At 44.5% G+C, this 24,320-nt stretch carries 17 protein-coding genes; 13 read left to right on the top strand and 4 right to left on the bottom strand.

The annotated features are described in order from the left end of the window. Positions 1 to 9: 9 nt before the first annotated feature. Positions 10 to 1,620, top strand: a complete 1,611-nt coding sequence (locus K1Y79_RS02360) for a RagB/SusD family nutrient uptake outer membrane protein (protein WP_220248396.1) — start codon at positions 10 to 12, stop codon at positions 1,618 to 1,620. A 189-nt stretch (positions 1,621 to 1,809) separates the two neighbouring features. Here the strand turns inward: K1Y79_RS02360 and K1Y79_RS02355 are convergent, their stop codons facing one another. Both K1Y79_RS02355 and K1Y79_RS02350 read right to left on the bottom strand, forming a co-directional pair. Next, positions 1,810 to 2,652: a zf-HC2 domain-containing protein gene (locus tag K1Y79_RS02355; RefSeq protein ID WP_220248395.1), complete on the bottom strand. Its 843-nt coding sequence runs from the start codon at positions 2,650 to 2,652 to the stop codon at positions 1,810 to 1,812. Next, positions 2,591 to 3,469 (bottom strand): RNA polymerase sigma factor, encoded by an 879-nt coding sequence (locus K1Y79_RS02350; protein ID WP_220248394.1) that lies wholly within the window; start codon positions 3,467 to 3,469, stop codon positions 2,591 to 2,593. The genes K1Y79_RS02355 and K1Y79_RS02350 overlap by 62 nt, the downstream gene beginning before the upstream one ends. A 1,573-nt stretch (positions 3,470 to 5,042) precedes the next feature. Between K1Y79_RS02350 and K1Y79_RS02345 the strand changes: the two genes are divergently transcribed. The 10 genes from K1Y79_RS02345 (at position 5,043) to K1Y79_RS02300 (ending at position 17,022) form a co-directional block, all read left to right on the top strand. Then, positions 5,043 to 5,201 (top strand): hypothetical protein, encoded by a 159-nt coding sequence (locus K1Y79_RS02345; RefSeq protein WP_220248393.1) that lies wholly within the window; start codon positions 5,043 to 5,045, stop codon positions 5,199 to 5,201. 110 nt (positions 5,202 to 5,311) lie between these two features. Next, entirely contained in the window at positions 5,312 to 6,835 is a 1,524-nt protein-coding gene (locus K1Y79_RS02340) for a pyridoxal phosphate-dependent decarboxylase family protein (protein ID WP_220248392.1), read from the top strand. A gap of 11 nt (positions 6,836 to 6,846) precedes the next feature. Next, positions 6,847 to 8,673 (top strand): IucA/IucC family protein, encoded by a 1,827-nt coding sequence (locus tag K1Y79_RS02335; protein ID WP_220248391.1) that lies wholly within the window; start codon positions 6,847 to 6,849, stop codon positions 8,671 to 8,673. 18 nt (positions 8,674 to 8,691) lie between these two features. Continuing rightward, on the top strand, positions 8,692 to 10,515 hold the full coding sequence (locus tag K1Y79_RS02330) for an IucA/IucC family protein (RefSeq protein WP_220248390.1): 1,824 nt from the start codon (positions 8,692 to 8,694) through the stop codon (positions 10,513 to 10,515). Positions 10,516 to 10,550: 35 nt separating this feature from the next. Continuing rightward, on the top strand, positions 10,551 to 11,315 hold the full coding sequence (locus K1Y79_RS02325) for a creatininase family protein (RefSeq protein WP_220248389.1): 765 nt from the start codon (positions 10,551 to 10,553) through the stop codon (positions 11,313 to 11,315). A gap of 3 nt (positions 11,316 to 11,318) precedes the next feature. Continuing rightward, positions 11,319 to 12,662: a GNAT family N-acetyltransferase gene (locus tag K1Y79_RS02320; RefSeq protein WP_220248388.1), complete on the top strand. Its 1,344-nt coding sequence runs from the start codon at positions 11,319 to 11,321 to the stop codon at positions 12,660 to 12,662. Further along, a complete protein-coding gene (locus K1Y79_RS02315) occupies positions 12,640 to 13,968 on the top strand; it encodes a lysine N(6)-hydroxylase/L-ornithine N(5)-oxygenase family protein (RefSeq protein WP_220248387.1) in 1,329 nt (442 codons plus the stop codon). The genes K1Y79_RS02320 and K1Y79_RS02315 overlap by 23 nt, the downstream gene beginning before the upstream one ends. Positions 13,969 to 13,987: 19 nt before the next feature. Next, positions 13,988 to 15,394, top strand: a complete 1,407-nt coding sequence (locus tag K1Y79_RS02310) for an MATE family efflux transporter (protein ID WP_220248386.1) — start codon at positions 13,988 to 13,990, stop codon at positions 15,392 to 15,394. 15 nt (positions 15,395 to 15,409) lie between these two features. Then, positions 15,410 to 15,649, top strand: coding sequence for an acyl carrier protein (locus tag K1Y79_RS02305; RefSeq protein WP_220248385.1), 240 nt, complete (start codon positions 15,410 to 15,412; stop codon positions 15,647 to 15,649). After that, positions 15,646 to 17,022, top strand: a complete 1,377-nt coding sequence (locus tag K1Y79_RS02300) for an AMP-binding protein (protein ID WP_220248384.1) — start codon at positions 15,646 to 15,648, stop codon at positions 17,020 to 17,022. The genes K1Y79_RS02305 and K1Y79_RS02300 overlap by 4 nt, the downstream gene beginning before the upstream one ends. An 86-nt stretch (positions 17,023 to 17,108) precedes the next feature. Here K1Y79_RS02300 and K1Y79_RS02295 read toward each other — a convergent pair whose 3' ends face one another. Then, positions 17,109 to 19,457: a TonB-dependent receptor gene (locus K1Y79_RS02295; RefSeq protein ID WP_220248383.1), complete on the bottom strand. Its 2,349-nt coding sequence runs from the start codon at positions 19,455 to 19,457 to the stop codon at positions 17,109 to 17,111. Between the two features lie 392 nt (positions 19,458 to 19,849). On the opposite strand from K1Y79_RS02295, the gene K1Y79_RS02290 reads away from it, so the two are divergent. Both K1Y79_RS02290 and K1Y79_RS02285 read left to right on the top strand, forming a co-directional pair. Then, positions 19,850 to 21,565, top strand: a complete 1,716-nt coding sequence (locus tag K1Y79_RS02290; RefSeq protein WP_220248382.1) for an ABC transporter ATP-binding protein — start codon at positions 19,850 to 19,852, stop codon at positions 21,563 to 21,565. A 338-nt stretch (positions 21,566 to 21,903) separates the two neighbouring features. Continuing rightward, entirely contained in the window at positions 21,904 to 23,532 is a 1,629-nt protein-coding gene (locus K1Y79_RS02285; RefSeq protein ID WP_220248381.1) for a hypothetical protein, read from the top strand. Positions 23,533 to 23,537: 5 nt separating this feature from the next. Here K1Y79_RS02285 and K1Y79_RS02280 read toward each other — a convergent pair whose 3' ends face one another. Further along, complete coding sequence (locus K1Y79_RS02280; protein WP_220248380.1) at positions 23,538 to 24,320, bottom strand: galactosyltransferase-related protein; 783 nt, start codon at positions 24,318 to 24,320, stop codon at positions 23,538 to 23,540.

Here is a 24,320-nt window from a genome sequence, read left to right as displayed (position 1 = left end):
ACTATTGTAATGAAAAGAATCAGATATACATTTAGCAGAACAGCCGTTATGGCGATGCTGGCTGCGGCTATGTTAGCAACACCTTCCTGCAGTAAGTTTACTGAACTGGAACCTATCAATACTCCTTCAGAAAATTCCGCATTCCAGAGTGCATCAAGTATAGAGCTTGCTATGCAGGGCGTTTATGAAGCTGCTGCTGTGGGTAGTTACAATGGAGATAAGGCTGCTGCGCGTGGATATCCTTTTGGTGCTGCTGCTATCGAGCAGGACGAGATGAGAGGTGAAGACATGCTGAACGTTGCACAGTTCTATGCCATCACTTATGAAGGTACCTACACACCAAGTTCCGCCAACAATGTAAATATGTGGAACGGGCTGTATGCGTTGATCAACCAGACGAATGTGCTGATCAAAGGCGTACAGGGTGCAGGTGCTGCCGGTGTTATTACTCCGGAAGCGGCAGCTGCTTACGAAGGTGAAGCACGTTTTCTTCGTGCACTGGCTCATCATGAACTACTTATTCACGTAAGTTTCCCTTATGCTGATGGTAATGGTAGTAAGCCTGGTGTACCATATAGAGAGAAGGCTGTTACCAGCCAGGCCGATGTTACAGAAGGCTTAAGCGTAGGCAGAGGTACAGTTGCAGAAGCATATACCAAACTGCTGGCAGATCTGGATTATGCTGAAACTAACCTGCCTGCTACACAGCCTAAAGGCCTGTCAAGGGTGTCCAAAGGTGCTGCTATCGCTTTAAAAACGCGTATTAAGCAGCATATGCAGGACTGGGATGGTGTAATTGCGGAGGGTGCAAAACTCGGTACAGACAAACAGCCGGCTACACACTTTACCAGTCCCATAGGTGGATATACCCTGACTGCAAGTCCGGAGACTCCTTTCACCAGTTTCAAAAACAATACAGAGTCTGTATTTTCAGTAGCTAACGGTCCTAATGCGAATGGTGGTACCAATGGTGCGCTGCCTTCAATGTTTGGTCCGGCTGACAAAGGTGCCCGTGGTCTGGTGGCAACCAGCCCACTGTTGTACAATGCGTCTTTCTGGGTAGAGGGAGATCTGCGCAGAACATTATTGCAGATCCGCCAGGTAATAGGAGAGAAATACTCCTTCAACAACAAGTACCGGGACTATGTTAACAAGACAGATTACGCGCCTATTATCAGGTATGCAGAGGTGTTACTGAACGTAGCAGAGGCCTATGCAAGGAAAGGTAATAATGCACAGGCATTTCTGTTGCTGAATGATGTACGTAACCGTTCAGTGCCGGCAGATAAACAATTCACTACTCCTCCGGCAGATCTGATACTTGCTATCCTGCAGGAAAGACGTATTGAGTTTACCGGAGAAGGACGCAGATGGCCTGATATCCATCGTCTGGCGCTTGACCCTGTATATGGTACCAATGGTGTTCCGGCTAAGTTAAAAATAGGACAGATGAAACTGGATGGATCAGATTACAACAATGTTACCCCTCCGGTATTCCCGGCTACGGGTGGTGTCGTTGCATATCCATACACTGACTTCCGTTTTCTGTGGCCTATTCCTGCGGATGAAATAGCCGCTAACCCACTGCTGCGCGAGCAACAGAATGAAGGTTACAAATAACCAGGAATGCCATATCATCTGATGCAACGTGCAGCAGATAATATGCTGCTAAGCTGCACTTCTGTCGCACAACACTTATAAACATAAAAAAGGACAAATCATCACTCGTATGATTTGTCCTTTTTTTATCATCAGAATGCGTCTTATTTGCTGCCGGCCTATCTGCCTGCGCAGGGAGGGAAGAAGTAATTATAATTTAGTCAATGCCGTCTGGGCTCTTTTTTTCATACGGCCATTCATACTTACCAGTTCTTTAAACATGTTTCTTGCTTTGGCCTTCTGTCGTTTGTATTTAAAACACATGGCGAGCTGGTAGTGCGCCAATTCTCTGTAACGGCTGGTTGTATCGCTGGTTAGTTTTGTAAGTCGGGGCATTGCTTCATCCAGCTGGCCCTGGTAGTAATATGTCATGGCGGTTTTATACAGCACTTTATCCTGATCGGTACCTTCGCCGGCAATACCTGCTAGTGCTGCTTCATCAGCTGCATCATCACCTTCGGCGGGCTTCATGGCCTGTACATCTCGTACAGACTTGGTAGCAGCTGAATGACCACTGGTTACTGTCAGTACTTTATTATCTGTTACAGGCTGGTCAGCAGGCGGAATCACCTGTGCAGTCTTGGCAACAGTAGTATGCATGTTTTCGAGCTCTACCTGCCGCTGTACCAGGAAGAAACAGCCTATTGCAAGCGCTATGGCTACTGCGCCCCAGAAGTATGTCAGCACGTTTTCTTTGATCTGTACGTTTTTCTGATATCGTTCAGCTTCTAAAACAGGCGCTATATAACTGCTCTTCCGGATGTACTGCTGCACTTTAATACCCATTGACTGGTATTGTGCTTTATATTTTGATTCCTGTAGTATCTGTACAGCATCACTACAGAGTTCACAATTTACAAGATGTTGCTCTAAGAGATGTTTTTCGACGTGTGTAAGACGTCCGTCTACGTAACGTGGCAGCTGGTCTTTGTTAAAACAATGAACCTTGCTGAAGATCTTTAATATCTTGTCCTTGTTTTCCAGATTTTGCATATCCTAAGTTTGAATCTTGTTCTTGTTTTACAATTTTAGTGTATCCTGTGCGCAGACCTTGTTCCTGTTTACGGGGTTTAGTCGTGTCTGCAAATTTCTTCGGCTTTTGGGTCACCGCTTTTGGGTATACTATTTCTTCTACTTTCGCCTCGAGTTCGAGGGGTATATATTCTGTATATAACTTTGCTACCTGTGGTTCAGGAATAATTGCTTCCGGAATGAAGTCCTGTTCCTGTCTTTCTGCTTTTGCATGTTCCAGATCTGCCAATACCAGCGAAGCAAGTTCCTGCTTGGATCTTTTCAGCTGCAGTCTTACCTCTTCTATTGTAGTTCCTTGTTCAGCAGCAATCTCCGCAAAAGTTTTCTGCTCCAGGTAGAACTCCTGCAAAGCTTCTCTGTCAGCTGTTTTCAGCTGGTCAAAGGCAGTGTTCATGCTTGATACCAGTTGCTGTTTCTGCAACAGGTTGCTGTTGGCTTTTTCGGTCTTGTATTCAACCCTGGTAATATCACTGGAAGCGGAAGTAGGGAAGTAATACTGATTCCTTGCTGTCCTGTTACCCTGTGATTTTACGAAGAACTGCATCCATTCACCTAGTTTGGGGATCGTCTGTGTTTGCAGGCTTTTAAACAGCCTTTGCAATAATGGGGGGAAGAAGTCATCCGGTGTATTCCCGTAATTATTCAAAGATGGTAGGGAGACTGCCGCCAGCAAATGACAATATCGTTCGAGCAAAATCCCTGCAGCTTCCTCATCTTTCAGTTTCCTTGCTCGGGCCATCAACTCATTGTCTGGCAAATTTGCAAGCTGTTGTAGCATAGTTTGAATTAATATTTACGAATAGAAATATATAGGAAATTATCGCATTGAGGTTTTAGCCAATAAGTATGCCGTACGTGATCAGGAAATTATTGCGGACTGAACTTACCACTTTTATAACGCTGATAATCAGCAATTCTCGCACAAGTTTGTGTTCTTTTCATGGGAATTACCAACATAACCTGCTTAGCTTGATAAACTAAAATCTGTAATTTGTTTGTAATTGTTTGAAAATCAACATATATACCTCTTACTCATTTATATAGCTGGTCAGGGTAAAAAATCGTTATTTGTTATTTAAATGAGTACAAGTCAGCAGATTGCACTTTGGGGAATACACGTTTGCAAACTGTCCCATTTTGGGGAAAATACAGTTACAAACTGAGGAAGTATTGCAGAGCTTTTTCTCACTTAAATTTCATAAAAAACGTATATGATTTGTAATGCCGATGATGATATATAAAATACCTTTTATGCATCCTCGAAAATACACTCAACATATGATGTTTTTTTGTTCTGAATCAGGGTGAAATTGCCGCCCTTTTTTGACGCTATCTATATATAAATGATAACAGCGTGCGGAGAATATTATTTATTTAAGTAAGATGATCGTGTTGGCCTTACTCCTTGCCAGCAGTACCCTTCAGCGGAATGCGTAAAATTGGTGAGCGCTGGTGGGTCGATACATTGCCCGACTTTTTTGCATACAAAATGCAACTTGTTTATACCATATGATACATGCGATGATTTGCTGCTGATTGTTCATTGAAATGCGCGCATAATTCTTCGTAAAATTAGAGTGATAAATCGGACAACTTTTACCCGAAAATTTTCACCTTAAACTACTGCAACGGTTAACTGAAAAAATGATCAGTTACTGCATGATGATTTCATCCGAAAATAGATGGATCAGGGGTATGTATTCTATAGGTTAAAACAGGCTTTATCTTTCATATCATCCAGGCTTTAAAACGGCATGTTAAGGGCATCTGTATATCCCGGGGATATTGAAGTGCCCTTAAGATGCCCTTTTGGTGGACCGAACATGTGAAAAATAAAGCCTTATCTAACGAAACAGATACTAACGTCGGTAAAAGGAGATGGAAGTTGATGTAGATACGCTGAAATGCAGATTATAAAGCCATTTTCAATGCGCTGATTTCTCATTCCACTGAAAATAAAATACTTATTCAACGCTTTTAATATTATGTCATTTTCGCATTGCCGGCATCGGGAAAAATCGTATTTTTGCAGTGTTAGTTATCCCATTTACTTCTCGAAGAATCATGTGAAAAATTGATGTTTGCATGCTTTCATTTCAGTAGTCTTAATGATAAAATAATTTTGTTAACCACCAAAAACCAACAACACATGTATTTTCCTTATTGCGTAAAATGTTTTCCGCTTTCGATTATCTCACTCGATACAGATGATGCAAATTTGTAGGGCTTAGTTAATCCGTTAAGCATCGTAACATTAAAAGACCTTTTACCTATTGTTGTTGCTGCAATAACAACGTACGGTTAAAGACATGTTAATCAATTCCAGACCTCGACGTTAAAAAACTTATCGAATGAGACCCTTATACGTAGTACCCACAATTAGTCCGGGGGCGCATCCTGCTCTCCGCTATAAGCATATTGCTGCGCAACATATGTATCATGTACCGGCCGGCCAGCAATGGCTATTAGAACATTATCCTGTATGTGCAGTAGAAAACGAGCGACTATAATTTAACATCATCATCAAGTATATATTTCACATCGGCGTAGCCATATCATTGTATATAGCTATCGCCTGGTAAATCTTTTGTCAAAACCCAGAAAAAAATAGCATCAATATATGAGTACTACCGCATTTGCAGGCTGGCAACAGCCCCTGCATAACCTTGTATTGCCTGTAAAGGAGACGTATAAAGACATCTTTCATCAAGGATCGGCTGCTGAATATGAAAAGGCAATCAATGGCGCGCGTGAACTGGTAACGAATTTTCTCCATCACAACCGCCAGCCTTTTAGCGGTGTATCCTCCGCTACATTAAAGGCATCATTTGCGGCTGTGGATTTTGATACGCCGTTACCCGACTATGACAGTCTGCTAAATGAAGTGCAGGAGCTATACGTAAAACATGCTACTGCATTTCATCTGCCCGCATATATCGCTCACCTGAATTGTCCTATTGTTATACCTGCCGTTGCTGCTGAAGTGCTCATTGCGGCCATTAACTCCTCTCAGGATACCTGGGATCAGAGCGCAGGAGGTACCTTGATGGAACAACAGCTGATTAGCTGGACTGCACGTGAGATAGGCTTCAGCAATCTGGCTGATGGTGTATTCACCCCAGGCGGCTCGCAAAGTAACCTGATGGGCCTTTTATTAGCCAGAGATCACTATGCTATCACCCATGCCGGTCATAGTATCAAAAAGCAGGGATTACCTGCCGATGCCTCCCGATATCGCATCTTTATTTCTGAAAAGGCACATTTCAGTAATCATAAAGGTGCCGCTGTACTCGGACTAGGCGAGCAGGCATTGGTAGAGATAAAGACAGATGAGCGTTTTCGTATGGACCCTGTGTTACTGGAAGAAGCTATCAACCGGGAAATACAGCAGGGTAACATCCCTATCGCAGTGGTGGCTACCGCAGGGACTACCGACTTTGGTAACCTCGATCCGCTGGCTGCTATCGGAAACCTGGCCATCAAATATAAATTATGGTTCCATGTAGATGCCGCTTATGGTTGCGGACTTTTACTGACAGATAAATACCGCCACCTGCTGAATGGTATAGAAACAGCTAATTCTGTAACTGTGGATTATCATAAGTCTTTCTTCCAGCCCATCAGCAGCAGCGCCTTCATTGTGCGGGATAAACAATACCTCCGCCTGTTGCGCATGCATGTCGATTATCTGAATCCTAAAGACGAAGACTATGACGACCTGAATCAGATCAATAAATCCATTGTACAAACCACCCGTCGCTTTGATGCACTGAAGCTATGGTTCACCTTACGCCTGATGGGGAAGCAGAAACTTGGCGCTTATACAGAAACGATTATTGAAACAGCCGAAACAGCTGCACAGGTAATTGCCATGGACCCTGAGCTGGAATTGCTGAACTATTCAGATATCGGCGTATTACTGTTCCGCTATGCGCCTGAACATATCAGTGGTGAGAAACTAGATAACCTCAATCAGTATATCAAGAAATCCATGTTCAATGAGGGACGTGCGCTTATAGCCAGTACTCGTGTGAACGATAACTTCTACCTGAAATTCACCATGCTTAATCCGTTAACCACCATGGATGACGTGCATTTTGTACTTAATACCATCAAACAAACCGGTGCTGCATGGCGCCAATAAAAACCGTGATTATGAATCAACAAGCTATTAATACATCAGCAGTAGAAGCCGTAGCGCATCTGGAGCCTGCTACCTGGCTAAAGGTGAATAGATTACACGTACGCAAGATTATAGCGGAATTTGCACATGAGCTGCTTATTACGCCTATTTTGACGGGTACCGATGCAGGATGGGGGTTGTACGAGCTAAGCCCTGCTGAAGGAATTGAATACCGGTTCCGCGCCAAGTTACTTAGTCTTGACCACTGGCATATCGATACTGCCTCCATCGATAAAAAAGTGAATGGTACTGCCGTGCCACTCGATGCGGTACACTTCATCACTGAGTTCAGCGAGCAGCTCGGATTTGACCCTGTATTACTGCCTACCTATCTGGAGGAAATCATCAGTACCCTGTATGGCAGCGCCTACATGCATACCTATAATACCATTACAGCCGAAGAACTGACCACGGCCGACTACCAGGATATAGAACATGCTATGATGGCCGGTCATCCATGCTTTGTGGCAAATAACGGGCGCATAGGCTATGATACGGTTGATTACCGGAAATATGCGCCTGAAGCAGCTACACCTTTCCCTGTTATCTGGCTGGCTGGTCATAGAAGCAGAACGGTATTCACCGGAATAGATACGCTTACCTATGATGATGTGCTGCGCCAGGAATTAGATGCAGATACGCTGGATACTTTCTATAGCATATTAAAGGAAAAAGGTCTTCAGCCGGAAGACTACTACCTCATGCCCATACATCCATGGCAATGGTATAACAAACTGGCAAGCATCTTTGCGCCGGATATTGCTGCGAATAACCTTGTATGTCTCGGATATGGTAAAGACCTTTATCTGCCACAGCAATCAGTGCGTACCATGTACAATGTCAGCACACCTGAACGCTTTTATGTTAAGTCAGCATTATCGATACTCAATATGGGCTTTATGCGTGGTCTGTCCCCTTATTACATGCGTACCACTCCTGGTATCAATGAGTGGGTCAGCGAAGTGATAGAAGGTGATGCTTATCTGCAGCAAAAGGGATTTACTATGCTGAAGGAAGCTGCAACAATGGGATACACCAACCAATATTTTGAGACAGCCATTAAAGGGGAAAGCGCTTATAAAAAAATGCTGGCTACGCTATGGCGGGAAAGCCCTGTAGGTAAATTGCAAGCCGGTCAGCGGCTAATGACCATGGCTGCGCTGCTGCATGTGGATGCACATGGCCAGGCGATGTTGCCTGCACTGATCCGTGCATCAGGACTGGATGTTTCCACCTGGGTACAGCAGTATATGGATGTTTATCTAAGCCCGCTGTTACATTGCTTTTACTATTACGATCTTCGCTTTATGCCACATGGTGAGAATGTGATACTGGTGATGGAGAATCATGTGCCGGTAAGAGCAATCATGAAGGATATTGCTGAAGAAGTAGCGGTAGTCAACAGCGAACTTAAACTGCCGGAGAAGGCAAAACGTATTGTTATACCCGTACCGGAAGAATTAAAGATACTCTCCATTTTCACACAGATATTTGACTGTTTCTTCCGTTTCGTATCTCACATCCTGGTAGAACACGCTGATTATCCGGAGGAGCAATTCTGGTCGCTGGCAGCCGAATGTATCCACAGATATCAGCAATTGCATCCTGAACTGGCAGACAAATTCAGTCGTACGGACCTGTTTTCAGATGAGATCATCAAGACCTGCCTGAACAGATTGCAGATAAGGAACAATCAGCGAATGATAGAGCCGAATAATCCTTTTAAGAGTCAGCAGTTTGCCGGTACGTTCAGAAATCCATTGGCAGCGTTTAAGCACAGACAGGTTGCGGCCGTTTAACTATTTAAAGATATTGACATGTTTCATACAGTTACTCCCCAGGATGCAGTGGCCCATCTGCAACCGGAAATATGGGCAAGGGTGAATCGCCTGCACATCCGCAAGATGATTGCAGAATATGCCCATGAACAGATCATACAGCCTTCTTACAGGCATGTGAAAGAGGGATGGGTGTGTTATGTATTGACCGCTGATCAGCAGGGTGTGGAGTACCGTTTCCGGGCTAAAATACTGCGCCTGAATCATTGGTATATCCAGACGGAATCTATTGAGAAACTCGTGAATGGTAAGGCGGTTGCGCTGGACGCACTGGCATTCATTGTGGAGTTCAGCGAGCAGCTGAATATGGATCCGGCAATGCTGCCGGTGTATATGGAGGAAGTGTCAGCTACCTTGTATGGCAGCGCTTATATACATGCGCAGGAGGCTCCTTCTTCCGCCTACCTTGCCGGCGCAGGTTACCAGGAGATTGAGCACGCCATGACGGGACATCCCCGCTTTATTGCTAATAATGGAAGGGTAGGCTTTGACGCGGCTGATTACCGTGGTTTTGCACCAGAGGCAGCCACCCCGTTTGCTTTACTTTGGCTGGCAGGACATCATAGTTGTACAGAGTTTACCAGTATACTGCCACTTGACTATGCGCAGGTGAAGCAGCAGGAGCTGGGTCAGCTTGCGGCAGACTTTGATGCAATACTCGAAAGCAAAGGTCTTGATGCGGCAGATTACTACTTTATACCCGTGCATCCGTGGCAATGGTATAATAAGCTGGCTAATATCTTTGCGCCTGATATAGCGGCTAATAAACTGGTGCTGCTGGGTTATGGAAAAGATCAATACCTGCCGCAGCAATCAATCCGTACGTTCTTTAATATTGATCGTCCGGAGAAGTTCTATGTAAAGACAGCTTTGTCCATATTGAATATGGGGTATGTACGGGGATTATCACCTTATTTTATGCGTACGACACCGGGTATCAATGAGTGGGTAAATACGCTGGTGTTACAAGATGCATATCTGCAGGAGACCGGTTTTTGTACACTCCGTGAGATTGCCGCTACAGGCTATTCCAACAGCTATTATACGCAGGCCACTAAGACAGATAATCCCTACAAGAAGATGTTGGCCGCGTTGTGGCGGGAAAGCCCGCTATCCCGTATTGAACCAGGACAACGTATCATGACAATGGCTGCTTTGCTGCATGTAGATACGCAGGGGCAGGCATTGCTGCCGGCACTGATCAGGTTATCTGGTCTGGATGCAGACGCCTGGCTGAAGCAATACATTCATATCTATATGAGCCCTTTGCTGCATTGTTTTTATCAGCATGATATGGTGTTTATGCCGCATGGAGAGAACATTATTCTTGTGCTGGAAGATCATGTGCCGGTACGTTCTATTATGAAAGACATCGGCGAGGAAGTATCTGTGCTCAGTGAAGACATCGTATTACCCGAAGTAGCCAGCCGTCTACGTGTTAGTGTACCAGATGAGGTGAGGACATTGCCACTGTTTACACAGATATTTGACGGCATCTTCCGCTTTGTTGCAGCTATTCTGGAAGAGCATATGGATTATTCCGAAAAGCGTTTCTGGGAGCTGGTGGCAGAGGTAGTACTGACATATTGTGAGCGGCATCCGCAGCTGGAGCACAAGTTCCGGCAATTCGACCTGTTTGTGAAAGAGATCAGTCCGGATGCCTTAAATCGCTTGCAGATCAGTAATAACCGTCAGCTACGCAACCGGGCGAATCCTTTTGACGTACCATCAATCGGTATAGTGGATAATCCTATAGCAGCTTACCGACCGGCAACATTCTTCACTAAAATGCAGGTAGTATGAGGACGATCGCAGGCATCATTTGCTTATGCTGCTGTATGAGTATACGTGTATGGTCACAGCAACCTGCTCAGGTACTGATGGAAGCGATGACCTCGCGTGAACTGGCAGCGAATATTGCATCAGGCACAAATACTGTCCTGATCTTCAGTGGAGGTACAGAAGCTTCCGGTCCTCACCTGGTACTGGGAAAACACAACTACCGGATATACAGGTATGCCACACAGATTGCAGATAGTCTCGGTAATACACTGGTAGCTCCTGTATTACCGTTTGCCCCTAATAGTGCAATACTGGAGCAATATCCCGGTACGATATCACTCACTGAACAGACATTTTCTGATGTAAATGAGCAGCTGGTGAGAAGTATGGTAGCATCCGGTTTCCGCTATATTGTACTGATGAGTGACCATTATAACAGCCAGCGTCCGTTGAGAAACCTCGCAGCAAGGTTGGATAGTGCATACCGTGCAAAAGGTGCGCGGGTATTTTTCTCCAGTGATGGATACGGTAAGGCGAGGGTGCAGATAGAGGCCGGCATTGCGCGTCAGGGCTATGTGCCCGGCGGACATGGAGGGCTATGGGATACTGCGGAGACATGGGCGGTATTGCCAACAGCAGTACGTACCGCTTATATGGCTACCGGAGATACTACCCATCTGGGTAATGGCCCGTTGGATGCAGCAGGTGTATCCGGTGATCCATGTCCCGCAACTCCTGAACAAGGAAAAGCATTTGGCGAACTGCGTGTGCAGCTTGCTGTAAAAGAAATCAGACAATGGCTGTCACAGGTAAAACAATAATGAATGGACACTAATTTGCTTACAGCCATCATCAACAGCTATTGCAGAGGTTTTTCCAACTGGAGCTGTTATGAGGGTATACCCCGGTATGATAAAGCACTGGCAGACTACTTTTCTGTTACCGGGTATCAGTTTCATCTGCGTTTGGATTTCAGCGCAAATGGTATGGATGTTTTTATTCCTTTACGTTATTTCTCGGAAAGCGGTTATCATGTATTTGATTTTCCGGCAATAGAGAGAACAATATCCAATGATCAGATCACAGCGCTGGATGCAGCAGGACTGATCAAGATCATAGCGGCGCATTTACAGGATACCTATCCTGCAATAAACCTCGGGACTATACTGGGTAAATTAACAGCATTCCCTTGTCCGCCGCAGGTGGAAGAAGTGGGCATAGAAGAATTTAACAGGCTGCTGTCTGTTACAGAGATAGATCGTCAGCCGGAGCCAGCGGAATGGTTAGTCAACCAACTGTTGCCGCTTATAGCAGCGCTGGGTTACCGGCAGCAGGCAGATGAAACAGCACTACTCAGCCTAGTGTATAAACAATACGAGCAGGTATTACCTAATCATTCCTTGATAAAGGACAATAAGTTGTCGGTTCGTAATGAGCTCTTATCGTTTATGTTGGGTGAGGAGCATGTAACACGTCCATACCCTAATCCGCTGCATAAGTACTTCTATTCACAAGCATTGATACAGCCGGCAGGAAAAGAAGCTGTATACAGCCGTTATTTCCCCAAGGAAGATATCACGGTAAGCATCAGGCCATTTGACATATCGCGTGACCTTGAGATGGTGCATGACTGGTTTAACCGGGACCATGCAAAGAAGATATGGAAGATGGACTGGCCATTACGTGAACTGGAACTCTACTATCGTTGTCTGTTACCCGGAAACTGGTCATATAGCTTTATCGGCGAGATCAATGGTACCCCGACCTATAACTTTGAGGTATACTGGGTAGTGCGGGATATATTATCCGACTACTACGACGCATTGCCATCAGACTATGGTACACATCAGTTTATTGCTCCCGTTGATCCTAAGCTGAAGTTTTCCTCTCCTTCTACTCAGTGTATGCTGGACTGGGTATTTGCACAACCAGAGGTAGGTAAAATGGTAGGAGAGGGTTCTGTGGAGTCCTTAGCAGCACTGATGAACAAGGCACATGTAGGCTTCCGGGTTGAGAAAGTGATACAGCTGCCGCATAAGAAGGCTAATCTGAACTTCTGTTACCGGGAATGGTATTGGGCGAAGTTCCCTGCCAACCAACACATTTCTATACACACGGCTACATCCACAATTAAACAAGCGCATCATGAAGCACTCTCAGGTATATAATCTTATTGGTATCGGCATAGGGCCGTTTAATCTTGGACTGGCAGCACTACTGCATCCTGTAAAGGATGTCAGCGCTGTATTTTTTGATCAGGCAGACGGTTTTGACTGGCACCCCGGTCTGATGCTGGAAAGCGCAACGTTACAGACGCCGTTTATGGGTACTGACCTTGTAACAATGGCAGATCCTACCAGCTGGTTTAGTTTTCTGAATTTCCTGAAGCAGACAGACCGTCTATACCCGTTCTTCATCAGGGAGAACTTCTATATGCTGCGTAAAGAGTATAATCTGTATTGCCAGTGGGCGGTTGAACAGTTACCTTCCTGCCGCTTTTCGCAGAAGGTATCACGTCTTGTCTACGGAGATGGCCTGTATGAAGTGACAGTACAGCATACCAAAACAGGAGATGTAACGACCTGGTATGCAGAGAAGCTGGTGTTGGGTACAGGCACACAGCCTTATATGCCGCCGTTCATTAACAGGGAGCAGCTGCCCGGAGTGATGCATACATCGGCATATCTTCCTAATAAAGCAGACATCCTGGAGAAAGGTAATCTGACTATTATCGGCTCAGGTCAGAGTGCAGCAGAAATATTCTATGACCTGTTACCAGAGACGAAGAATGGTCTGCAACTAAACTGGTTCACACGTGCAGACAGGTTTTCCCCTATGGAGTACTCTAAACTTACATTGGAACTGACTTCTCCTGAATATGTGGACTATTTCTATCAGATGCCGCCTGAGCGTCGCAGAAAGGTACTGTCAGAACAGAATACCCTATACAAAGGAATCAACTACGACCTCATTAACGAGATATTTGATCAGATGTATCAGTTGAGCGTGGGCAGTAAAAAACTGAGCGTGCAGTTAAATACCAATAGCGAACTGACACAGATCACACCAGCTGAAGGTTCGCATCAGTATACATTGCATTTTAACCACTTGCAGCAACAGCAGCGTTTTACCTTAGATACTAACTCTGTAATACTGGCAACAGGTTATAAGTATAACGAGCCGGCCATCCTGAGTGGAATTGAAGAGCGTATCCGCCGTACACCGGAGAAGCTGATGGATGCACATCGTAACTATACAGTGGATATCAATAACAGTGAGATCTTCGTACAGAATGTCGAGCTGCACACACATGGTTTCGTCACACCAGATCTTGGAATGGGCGCGTACCGAAATTCGCATATCATTAATGCCATTGCAGGCAGGGAGGTATATAAGATCGAGCAGCGTATTGCTTATCAGGACTTTGGCGTAACCCAGGTAAAAGAAACGGCTGCTGATCTGGCCATATTGTAACGTTAAACCATTACTACGAATGAATGCTGTGCTGTTAAGGGCCCGTTCTATATTGAATTTGTTTAAGAGCGCTATTGCAGGTACCGAGAAGGATTTTACTTCCGGTAGTGTAAATCGTGCTACGTTCCTGTTGTCAGTGCCATCTATGCTGGAACTGGCTATGGAGTCTTTATTTGTGATGGTAGACCTTCTATTCGTAAGCAGCCTCGGGGAGAGAGCCATTACTATTGTTGGAATTGTTAACTCAGTAGTGATCGTCTTTCACTCGGTGGCTATGGGGCTGGGGATCGCAGCTACTGCCATCATCTCCAGACGGGTAGGAGAGAAGAAGCCGCGTATTGCCGGACTAGCTGCTATGCAGGCCATTTACCTCGGTATTGTCATTTCTGCATTGTTCAGTATACTCTCCATTGCCTTTAACAAAGGTATTCTGCAGCTGGCGGGCGCATCGCCTGAACTGGTGCAGGAAGGGGATCTGTTTTCACGTATTATGTTTGGTTGCATTTTGCTTGTCGTGATGAGAGTACTGCTGAACGGTATTTTCAGAGGGGCAGGCAATGCAGCCATGGCTATGCGTACACTATTACTCTCGAATGCAGTGAATGCTGTATTGTGTGCCGTTTTTATATTTGGAGTAGGTCCTATTCCTGCCTTCGGACTGTTAGGAGCAGCCATCGCCACTACTATTGCTAATCTTGTCGGCGTTGGATATCAGTGCTGGTATTTTGCAAAGGTAGAGAGGGTAATTACTATAGGCAGGCAGCAGCTGATGCTGGTACCTGCTATTATTAAACGGCTGTGTAAGCTGGCAGCTTCGGGTACTATGCAGTACCTGATTCCATCTTCCAGCCGGTTCCTGATGATCATCATTGTTGCTAAACTAGGCGAGAGCGTATTGGCAGGTTACATTGTGGCCAATCGCATTGTCATGTTTACAGTATTGCCGGCATGGGGTATCGCCAACGCAGCAGGTATACTTACCGGACAAAATCTGGGCGCTGGTCAGCCGGAGAGAGCAGAACAGTCTGTATGGAAAACAGGCGCATTCAATATGTGTTTCCTGGGCAGTATTGCCTTATTTCTGCTGGTATCGGGAGAGAGCCTGGTACGCTTATTTACACAAGAGCAGCAGGTTGCCCAGCATGCAGTCCTGTATCTTCGTTTTATGTCAATAGCGTACTTCTTCTTTGGATATACAATGGTCATATCACGTGCATTGAATGCAGCAGGTTCTGTCAATGCCGTGACCCTGATGTATATACTGATGTTTTATGTAACGCAGCTGCCTCTGGCCTGGTTCCTTGGTATACATTCCGGATGGGGAGCGCAGGGTATATTTATTTCAATACTGGCATCTGAAGTGATTTTGGCCGCCGCCTGTCTCATTGTATTTCGCAGTGGTAAATGGAAAAAAGTAAAGATCTGATTAAAATATTGCTTTATGAACACAACTCAAACCTTACAGGATATTATTGCAGCAGCATTATCTATACCCGCAGCGCAGGTAACCGATGATCTTAGTTATCAGAGCATACCTGAGTGGGATTCAGTATCACATATTTACCTGATTACAGAACTGGAAGCAGCTTTCAACATTACCATCGATACAGATGAGGTATTGGAGATGAGCAGCGTAGAAAAGGTCAGGGAAACACTTAGAAAGCACAACGTTAACATATGAGTTTATATGGATTAATAGCCAGGAACCAGCATTTGCGTTATGTAGATGCTATTACAGGCAAGCACTACACACTGGCTGACTTACAGGCTACTGTGGAAGCTCCGGATGAGCAGGCATTGGCATTTCTGTATTTGGATAATTCCATTGCTTCTGTCAAGATGCTGTTGAATTGCCTGAATAGCCGGCTGACGTTAGCATTGCTTAGTCCGAAGTTGCATATTGAATATAAGCAGCGGCTGGAGGAGGTGTATGCACCTTACTACATCTATGACACTACCAGGGACGAGATCCCTGATTTTGATATAGAGGAGAGTGGATTGTACCGCAGCCATCGGGGTGTGAGGAATGTCATACATCCGGATATTAAGCTGATGCTGAGTACATCGGGTACAACCGGTTCTCCGAAGTTTGTAAAGCTGTCTGAGAACAACCTCGTACAGAATGCCTTGTCTATTCTCAACTATCTGCCGGTAAACAGTAGCGATGTAACTCCGCTGAATCTGCCGGTGTTCTATTCTTATGGCTTGTCTGTATTTACCACCAATAGTATTGCAGGAGGGCAGGTAGTGTGTGGGAACAGGGACGTAGTGCAAAAGGAGTTCTGGGAAGATATGGAACGGTATGGATACACATCTGTTGCCGGCGTGCCATATGTGTATGAGGTATTGCACCGTATTGGTTTCAACCGGAAGGAATACCCTTCGCTCCGGTATATGACCCAGGCCGGAGGGAAGCTGAGTGCAAGTCTGGTTAAGTCATTCGGAGAGTATTTATCTGAAAGGGATAAGCACTTCTTTGTGATGTATGGTCAGACGGAAGCAACCGCCCGTATGGCTTATATGCCGCCACATAACCTCTTACGTAAGATAGGTGCGATCGGCATACCTATAAAGGGTGGCCAGTTCACATTAGCGCCGGAGACAAATGAGTTGTTATACAGCGGACCTAACGTCTTTGGTGGATATGCTGTTTCCGCAGCTGATCTTGGCACCTTTGAGCAACCCCCGGTATTGCACACAGGAGATGTAGCCAAGGTTGATGCGGATGGCTACTATTACATTACAGGCCGTTTGAAGCGCTTTGTGAAGTTGTTTGGTACCCGTGTGAATCTGGATGAAGTAGAGATGATTCTGAATCAGGAGATACAGGGAGAGACCTTCGCTTGTATAGGTATGGAAGACAAGCAGCTGCTGGTATTTCATAGGCACGGAATACAGGACGATGCCAGTATCAGATCACTGCTGGCAAAGAAGCTCGGATTACATCCTACCGCTTTTAAAGTACAACAGATAGATGACTTTCCATTGACGCCAAATGGTAAGTTGGACTATACTGCATTGCAACAGGGTGCTCTTCCCCAGGTGCAGGCATAAAAAATAGGGAGTATCAAAAGTAAGATACTCCCTATTCATATTTTTATACCGGATAGTAACAGTTTGTTACCTGCCTGATGTGAGCTTTAGAACTTCACAGCAATACTGCCCAGGAAGTTAAGTTGCTTCTGGGGTGTACCCGCTGAGTTCCAGTATTGCTGATTCAGCATATTATTAGCTTTCACAGACAGTCTGAATGTTGGTTGATCGTAAAATACAGTTGCATTTACGAGTGTGTAGCTGGGAATAACGAAGGTATTAGTTGCTTCAAACCAGGAGTCGCTGATATAGTTTGCACCAGCTCCAAAGCCCAGGCCTTTTGCTTTACCACGTGTCAGGTGATAGCTTACCCAGATGTTGGCAACATCTTTCGGACTGGCTACCACATACTTACCTTGCAGGGCAGGGCTGGCATTGGTGTATTTGTTCTCATTGTGCGCGTATCCCGCAATGATGTGTAAGCCTGGTAAAGGACTTGCCGTGATATCAGCTTCGTAACCCTTGCTATGCTGCGTACCATCCTGACGGGTAAATGATTTGCCATCGAGTACTTCCGCACGGGTAGAGTTTGTTACAGCAATATCATAATAGCTGGCGCTACCACTCAGTTTCCCATCAAGGATGTCTACTTTAACTCCACCTTCCCACTGGTTACCATACTGTGGTTTTAATTCCAGTAGGGTGTTATCAGGCTGAGTAACAGGAGCCAGGTTAACGAATCCATTCATATAGTTACCGAAGATGGAAACCTTTTCCTTCACAATCTGGTATACAAGTCCGAGTTTGGGAGATAGTGAATTTTGGCTGTATTTGCCGGTATATTTGCCCGTTGCAATAGCATAGGTGCCATCCGTAGTATAACGATCTGCACGGAGACTCAGCATGGCCATGAGCGAAGGTGTTATGTTAAACACGTCTGAGACATAGGCGCTGTAATTATAAGCTTTGGTGGCAGAGCCTACAAAGCCTCTCTGATAGGCCAATGCATTTATTTTCTCAGCACTGATATCTGGCAGGGGATTGTGAATATTTACTTTGTCATATGCTACAGTGGTACGGTACAGCTGGTTATAATTATAGTTATAGTCTAAACCAATAACCATTCTGTTCCTGAAGGATCCGATGTAGAAATCACCGATAAAGTTCTGCTGGAGCTGAATGTTCCCGAAAGTTTCAGGCGTCTGGTTTCTGACAGTACGAGACATCATGGAGTCGCTTACAAGTGACAGGGTAGTCCAGTTAAAGTGTTTGTAACTACCTTCAGAGTACAGGTAGTTTGTTTGGGACGTCCAGTTGTCAGAGATCTTGTATTCTGCCTGCGCCTGGATATTATTAATACCATTTGCTATGTCCACGCTGTTATTGATATAGGAACGGTTGTAGTCAATTGGCAGGTCTTTGAAGCTGCGGGCAGTGACTTTGCTCATAGAATCTATGGCAAAAGACGTGGTGGTGTAGGATGCCCTGGTAATTTCTACGTCTAGGGTAAGTTTCAGTCTGTTAGTCAGCTGATAGGTAATAGTCGGAGCGATAGTATAGTTCTTAGCGTAGCCCTGGTCCTGGAAGGAGCCCTCTGTCTGTATACCTGTGTTCAGGCGGAAGAGTAGCGTCTTTTCCTTATTAAGCGGAGTGTTGATATCAGCAGTAACACGGCCAAACTGGAAGCTGCCACCTGTAGCGGTTACTTCGCCTCCGAAAGCATCATATGGTCTTTTGGTAACGTAGTTAAATACGCCGCCGAAGGTCACATTACGATTACTTCCGAATAACGTACCGGAAGGCCCTTTGATTACTTCAACGCGTTCCAGGATAATAGGGTTCAGTGGTACAATTGCACTGGTAACCATTCCATTACGCATGCCGGTTGCGTTTGCAAAGCCACGTATAGTCATTCCCTGGGAGCCACCTGCAGCAAAGTTTGGTACAGCACCAGGAATATTGCGGTACAGGTCAGTTCTTTCGGTAATGACCTGCTCTTCAATGAGCGCCTTACCAGCGATCTGATATGTTTGAGGGTTTTCCAGGTTCCTGATAGGGAGACGTGCGATCTGCTCGCTTTCCCTACGGCCAAACTTGTTCTGACTGGAGATAATAGCGATCTCCTTCAGTTGAGTACTGGAAACCTGTAGTTGTAATGCCAGCTCAGTGACTTTACCTTTTTCTACAGTTACCTGTTCTTGCAGGGGAGTATAACCTACAAGGGATATTTCCAGTTGGTGTGAGCCTGCGGGAACGTGTGAAATGGTAAATGTGCCGTCTTCGTTGGTAAGAGTGGTCTTTTTTGCATCTCTTATCACAATAGTGACCGCTGATGCCGGACGGTTGTCGTTCGTTGTAATTTTGCCTTTAATGGTACCAAAGTCGTTCTCTTCATTCGCAGATGCCACACTATAGAAAGGTAACAATAAGAGGAAAATCTGTAGAAATTGCCTCATGTTGATCGGGTGTAATTTGCGCAAAAGTCCGCTAGTCAGCCCTATTATCATTTGAGGATTCGGGAAATTGATTTACGCAAAAGGGAAAAGTTTAGGCGTGGATGAATAAGAGATTAGGGAGTTGTTGTATATCAATGTGATAATACATTTTGAATATGTTGAATATTTCTGGCTTGTGGGCTTTAAGAGCTACATAGAATGGCGTTCAGGTGGCCTTTTATATACTACTAATCTCGTCCCGTATGATCCGGCGGCAAGTTATTGCCGTAGTATTGGTAAAGAATTTCGGTCTTTTACTTTCCCGCTGCAATTAATATCTTTATATTACAGTAATCAAATACCCGGTTTGTTTGCAACCTAAAATAACCAGGATCACAACATAAATAACATTGATGGAAACCCGGAAGCCTGACCCTGCCTACGTAAAGCGGTTTATACGATACTTGCGTCCGCATATTGGAGCAGAAATACTCTTGTTACTGATGATGCTGGTGGCCAGTGCGGGTTCACTTGCGACACCTTATATACTGAAGATTATCATTGACGACATCTTTCCGAAGGGCAATTATTCGCAGCTGATTACTATACTGGTGATACTGGTGGTAATCTATCTTGTGCGTATTATCTGTTCGCTCTGTACAGATCTGCTGTATTCCAGGATAAGTCAGCGGGTGATTGCAGCTATACGTACGGATGTGCTCAATGCTATTTTTAACCGTCCGATACTGTTTTTCCGGGAGGTAAAGCCAGGGGATCTGCTATTTACAGTGATGAATGATGTACAGAATATCCAGGTGTCTGTATCATCTTTTGCGTTGACATTTACACTGGACCTGCTGACTGTGATAGGGATAATGATCATGTTAGCGATACTTAATCTGAAGCTGACGGCAATCAGCCTGGTTATATTGCCGGCGGTAATATTCAGTATAAGAAAGTTTACTCCGCATTTGCAGTCGAACTTCAGGGATATTCAGGAATTGCAGGAGCGACTGAATAACTTTGTGCTGGAGAAGATCAGGAACATCAGGGTAGTGCGTAGTTATAACGCTACCCGGTTTGAGCAGGATAATCTGGCGGCACTACAGCAAAAGGATATCCAGATCAACACCCGTAATGCGGTGCTAAGTTCACTGAACACTAACATCACTGTGTTTCTCATTGCAGTAGGTCCTGTGGTAGTACTGATGTATGGAGGTAAGGCGGTATTTGAAGGTGCATTAACTATTGGTTCGCTGATTGCATTCATACAATATCTGAACAGGTTATATACGCCTTCCATGAATATCATGAACAGCTACAACAAATTTACCAAAGCGTTGGTATCTATGGAGCGTGTAAGCAGGTATCTTCCGGAGGAACAACCTGGCAAACAAAGTGCTGTTAAGACACCTGCTTTCAGCAGTATCACCTTCAGGAATGTATCCTTTTCTATAGAAGAAGCTAAGATATTGGAGGAGGTTAACATGCGGTTTGACAGAGGAAATATTTATGCGATTATAGGACCCAGTGGTTCGGGTAAGAGTACACTTTCCGGTTTGCTATGTGACTTTATTCAGCCTACAGCAGGCGAGATATTACTGGACGAAGAAGTTCCTTTATCATATCTATCTGACTGGCAGCATTCACTGGGGCTTATAGAAAAAGAGAACCAGTTATTCAGCATATCTATTATGGAAAATATCAGATATGGTAGTTTCCAGGCATCAGACCAGGAAGTATTAAAGGCAGCAGCTGCTGCCGGGTTGTCAGAGTTTGTAGGCAACCTGCCTGATGGCTATAATACGAATATTAACGAATCTGCTACTTCACTGTCTGACGGTCAGAAGCAGCGTATATCTATTGCGAGAGCATTTTTAAAGAAGGCAAACGTCATTATCTTCGACGAAGCTACCGCTTCATTGGATGTAAAATTAGAACAGCAGATCATAGAAAGCGTCAGAAAACATCATCAGGATGCGATAATTATTATCATTACACACAGGCTGCAAACATTGCGTTATGTAGACTATGTATATAATATTGAGAACGGTGTTGTAGTGCAGGAAGGTCCTCCGAATGCATTTGTAGTGGATGGATTGTCTCATCATTATATTACCAAACAATAAAACTATTTTTTCAGACAATAATATGTTTAAGTTTAAGAGGATTTTGTTATCTTAGATATGACATCAGAGATTTTATAACCCTAATTGTAATGTTATGAACCCGAACCAGTTTTCCAACACTGACACAGCGGAACTTGAAATGGAAGCACCCTCAGCTTTATTTGCTAAACTTTCAGATCTGACATCTTTTTCAGAACTGGAATTGTTAAGAGGTTGCTGTACACAGGGCTGTTGTGGTTCTGAGCACGAAATACTGCAATAGTAGTACATTTTTGGAAGGGGAGATCCTTCCATGGATATCCCCTTCCTTATTGTTCCTGTATTTACACATTTAACCCATGAATACTACCCGTTGGTGGCCCTTTTCTCTTTCTCCCCGTTTAGAACAAGCATTCACAGACCTTAAGACCAGGCTAACTACAGAAGATGTATCGCTTAATTCAGCACAAAATACATTGATCGTTTCCAGGCTTGCAGAGGTTATGGCACATCACATTCCTGAGATTATTGAACGGGATGGCCTGCCCTACCTTTGTCATATCATGAATGGATGGGGTAATGTAACATATAAAGGAAAGGAAATAATAAATGAACTGCTTCCCTTTATTCACCGTAACGAATCTGATGCACCATTTATCTTACAGTGCGAACCTGAAGGAGATTTTCATCCTTGGCAGACCTTTGCCTATGTTATTATGGCAGGTGTTAGTCCTGACAAAGAAATAGCTGGTGCCGGTGCTACTGTAAAAGAACTTGCACGTAACAGTCGCTACATCAATATCAAACAGGATCAGGGACAAGAGCTTGGGCATTTACTGTATGCATTGTCATTCATTGATGCAGATAGCAATACTCCTCCATTTATAATAGAGAATACTGCATATAATCTGCGCGAGTTAATGGAGAAAGCAGTACATGCACATAAATTCGGAACTTTTGAAGTATGCAGAAAGGTACATTTAACTGAAGGACTTTGTACCATCAGTGCTAATGTGCCAGAATTTGCTCATTATAAGCCAATAGCTGAGGTATTTCTTAACGGCCAACTAGATATACTGTTTCTCTTATGTATTGCCGTGGTTGAGGCAAAGAATGCTTTGGACGAGAAGATCACACCTCCGGCTGATTCCCTGCTTAAGGAAGTGAGGAATGAACTGAAGATTGCAGATTTTCTTGAGAACAATGCATTTTATATTGGTCACCTGGCAGAGTTGGCAGCACTTGCAACAAAAGCAGGATATAAAATAAAACGTGAGCATATCAACGCACTCAATCTTGCTGTTAATACGCTCAATGAAATCATTCCCCGCTACCTGCCATACCTGTTTTTTGAAGATTGTTTCCTGCATTTTGGTCATTACAGACGAGGTGTCAGCCTATTAGATGCGGTAAACGATGCAGCGAATAGCAACACCACTGTAGCGGTAGACCTTACTGCATATACTACCAACCTGGATGCACTTACACCCTTCAGAACAAACCCTGCTGATGCTGTAGCGTTATCTGCTATAGAGAAAGCAGTATTCAAGCTTTCCAGCCCTGTAAACCAGGAGCGTGAGCGTTTTAGTACGGTACTGGAACATTACAGTCAGCAAGCCAGGCGCTCTCTTGAACCAAGAGGCCGGTTTAAGCATTTCAGGCGTATAGGTCCTCCATCCTGGCCACGATCTTTTCATTATGAGTTCCTGGACTACGGAGATAAAATAGGTTTAGAGATTCATATCGAAAGCGATACGGTAAAAGAAATGACAAATGCAGTAGCGCATGTCGCGGAAAGTGTACAACACCTGTTTCCCGAGAGAGCGGTAGAGTGGGATCCTAAGTGGTATAAAAACAAAGGACGCTTACGTGTACTTTTTGACGACAACCTGCCTGAACCTCAGATTGCCGATGCTATGGAGCAGCTGATCACCAGAACTTTCGATAAGTTTGATCCTATAGCCAGCCATTTAAGGATTAGTCAGTAAATATACTATTGAATATCTTCTTTGTAAGTGCCTGTGTAATTACCCTGACTGTAATTATCCAGGCATTTTGCATAGTTGGCTGCCTCACTGGCTTTCCGTGAATTGTTATTAATAACACGCTGTTGATCTGTGTGCGTCAGGTGAATAGCGCTGCCGCTCTTTTTCCATTTAAGTGATAGTTTAAGCTGCAGCCTGCATAACAGATCATTATCTTCCCATCCCCAACCGGATAAAGCAGTGTTCATACCATTCACTGCCAGAAAATGTGCTTTACGCAGTAAGACAAGTCCCGGGGCACTTCTGCCTTTTTCATTAATATAATGCCTGCTGGTTTCTATCACAGCGCTGTTATCATGTATATCTTTGATCTCTATAAAATAGGCCAGTTCAGCAATGAAGCTTTTACCTCCGGCAGTGCTTTTCTCCGATTCATACACTTTTCCGATGGTAACGAAACAGTCGGTCTCAAGTAAAACTGCTGCTGCTGACAGCAAATCTTCCTCTAGCATAATATCTGTATCCAGCAGAAACAGGTACTCTCCACCAGCAACCGATACTCCCATATTCAGTGCAAGGCATTTGTTAAATACAGCGATATCGGTACGCTGAACTACCTTAAAAGGGTAGGAGAAAGGTTGCAGTATTTCCTGCAACAATTCAGTATTGCCACCTATATTACTGATAATTACTTCTGCGGCATGCTTTTCAAACAGCGGCAGGTTTTTCTCAAGTGTGACTGATAACTCTTTGCGATTACACCAGGGTATAATAATGGAAAATGAAGGCAT

Origin of the sequence: Chitinophaga rhizophila, from assembly GCF_019492185.1 — a bacterium.
Classification (GTDB): domain Bacteria; phylum Bacteroidota; class Bacteroidia; order Chitinophagales; family Chitinophagaceae; genus Chitinophaga; species Chitinophaga rhizophila.
The sequence above is the reverse complement of the archived record's forward strand: the minus strand, read 5'-3'. Positions and strand labels throughout refer to the sequence as shown.

Coding starts and splice junctions, on each gene's coding strand:
- K1Y79_RS02360 (WP_220248396.1), top strand. CDS start 10: ATGAAAAGAATCAGATATACATTTAGCAGAACAGCCGTTATGGCGATG.
- K1Y79_RS02355 (WP_220248395.1), bottom strand. CDS start 2,652: ATGCAAAATCTGGAAAACAAGGACAAGATATTAAAGATCTTCAGCAAG.
- K1Y79_RS02350 (WP_220248394.1), bottom strand. CDS start 3,469: ATGCTACAACAGCTTGCAAATTTGCCAGACAATGAGTTGATGGCCCGA.
- K1Y79_RS02345 (WP_220248393.1), top strand. CDS start 5,043: ATGAGACCCTTATACGTAGTACCCACAATTAGTCCGGGGGCGCATCCT.
- K1Y79_RS02340 (WP_220248392.1), top strand. CDS start 5,312: ATGAGTACTACCGCATTTGCAGGCTGGCAACAGCCCCTGCATAACCTT.
- K1Y79_RS02335 (WP_220248391.1), top strand. CDS start 6,847: ATGAATCAACAAGCTATTAATACATCAGCAGTAGAAGCCGTAGCGCAT.
- K1Y79_RS02330 (WP_220248390.1), top strand. CDS start 8,692: ATGTTTCATACAGTTACTCCCCAGGATGCAGTGGCCCATCTGCAACCG.
- K1Y79_RS02325 (WP_220248389.1), top strand. CDS start 10,551: ATGAGTATACGTGTATGGTCACAGCAACCTGCTCAGGTACTGATGGAA.
- K1Y79_RS02320 (WP_220248388.1), top strand. CDS start 11,319: ATGGACACTAATTTGCTTACAGCCATCATCAACAGCTATTGCAGAGGT.
- K1Y79_RS02315 (WP_220248387.1), top strand. CDS start 12,640: ATGAAGCACTCTCAGGTATATAATCTTATTGGTATCGGCATAGGGCCG.
- K1Y79_RS02310 (WP_220248386.1), top strand. CDS start 13,988: ATGAATGCTGTGCTGTTAAGGGCCCGTTCTATATTGAATTTGTTTAAG.
- K1Y79_RS02305 (WP_220248385.1), top strand. CDS start 15,410: ATGAACACAACTCAAACCTTACAGGATATTATTGCAGCAGCATTATCT.
- K1Y79_RS02300 (WP_220248384.1), top strand. CDS start 15,646: ATGAGTTTATATGGATTAATAGCCAGGAACCAGCATTTGCGTTATGTA.
- K1Y79_RS02295 (WP_220248383.1), bottom strand. CDS start 19,457: ATGAGGCAATTTCTACAGATTTTCCTCTTATTGTTACCTTTCTATAGT.
- K1Y79_RS02290 (WP_220248382.1), top strand. CDS start 19,850: ATGGAAACCCGGAAGCCTGACCCTGCCTACGTAAAGCGGTTTATACGA.
- K1Y79_RS02285 (WP_220248381.1), top strand. CDS start 21,904: ATGAATACTACCCGTTGGTGGCCCTTTTCTCTTTCTCCCCGTTTAGAA.
- K1Y79_RS02280 (WP_220248380.1), bottom strand. CDS start 24,320: ATGCCTTCATTTTCCATTATTATACCCTGGTGTAATCGCAAAGAGTTA.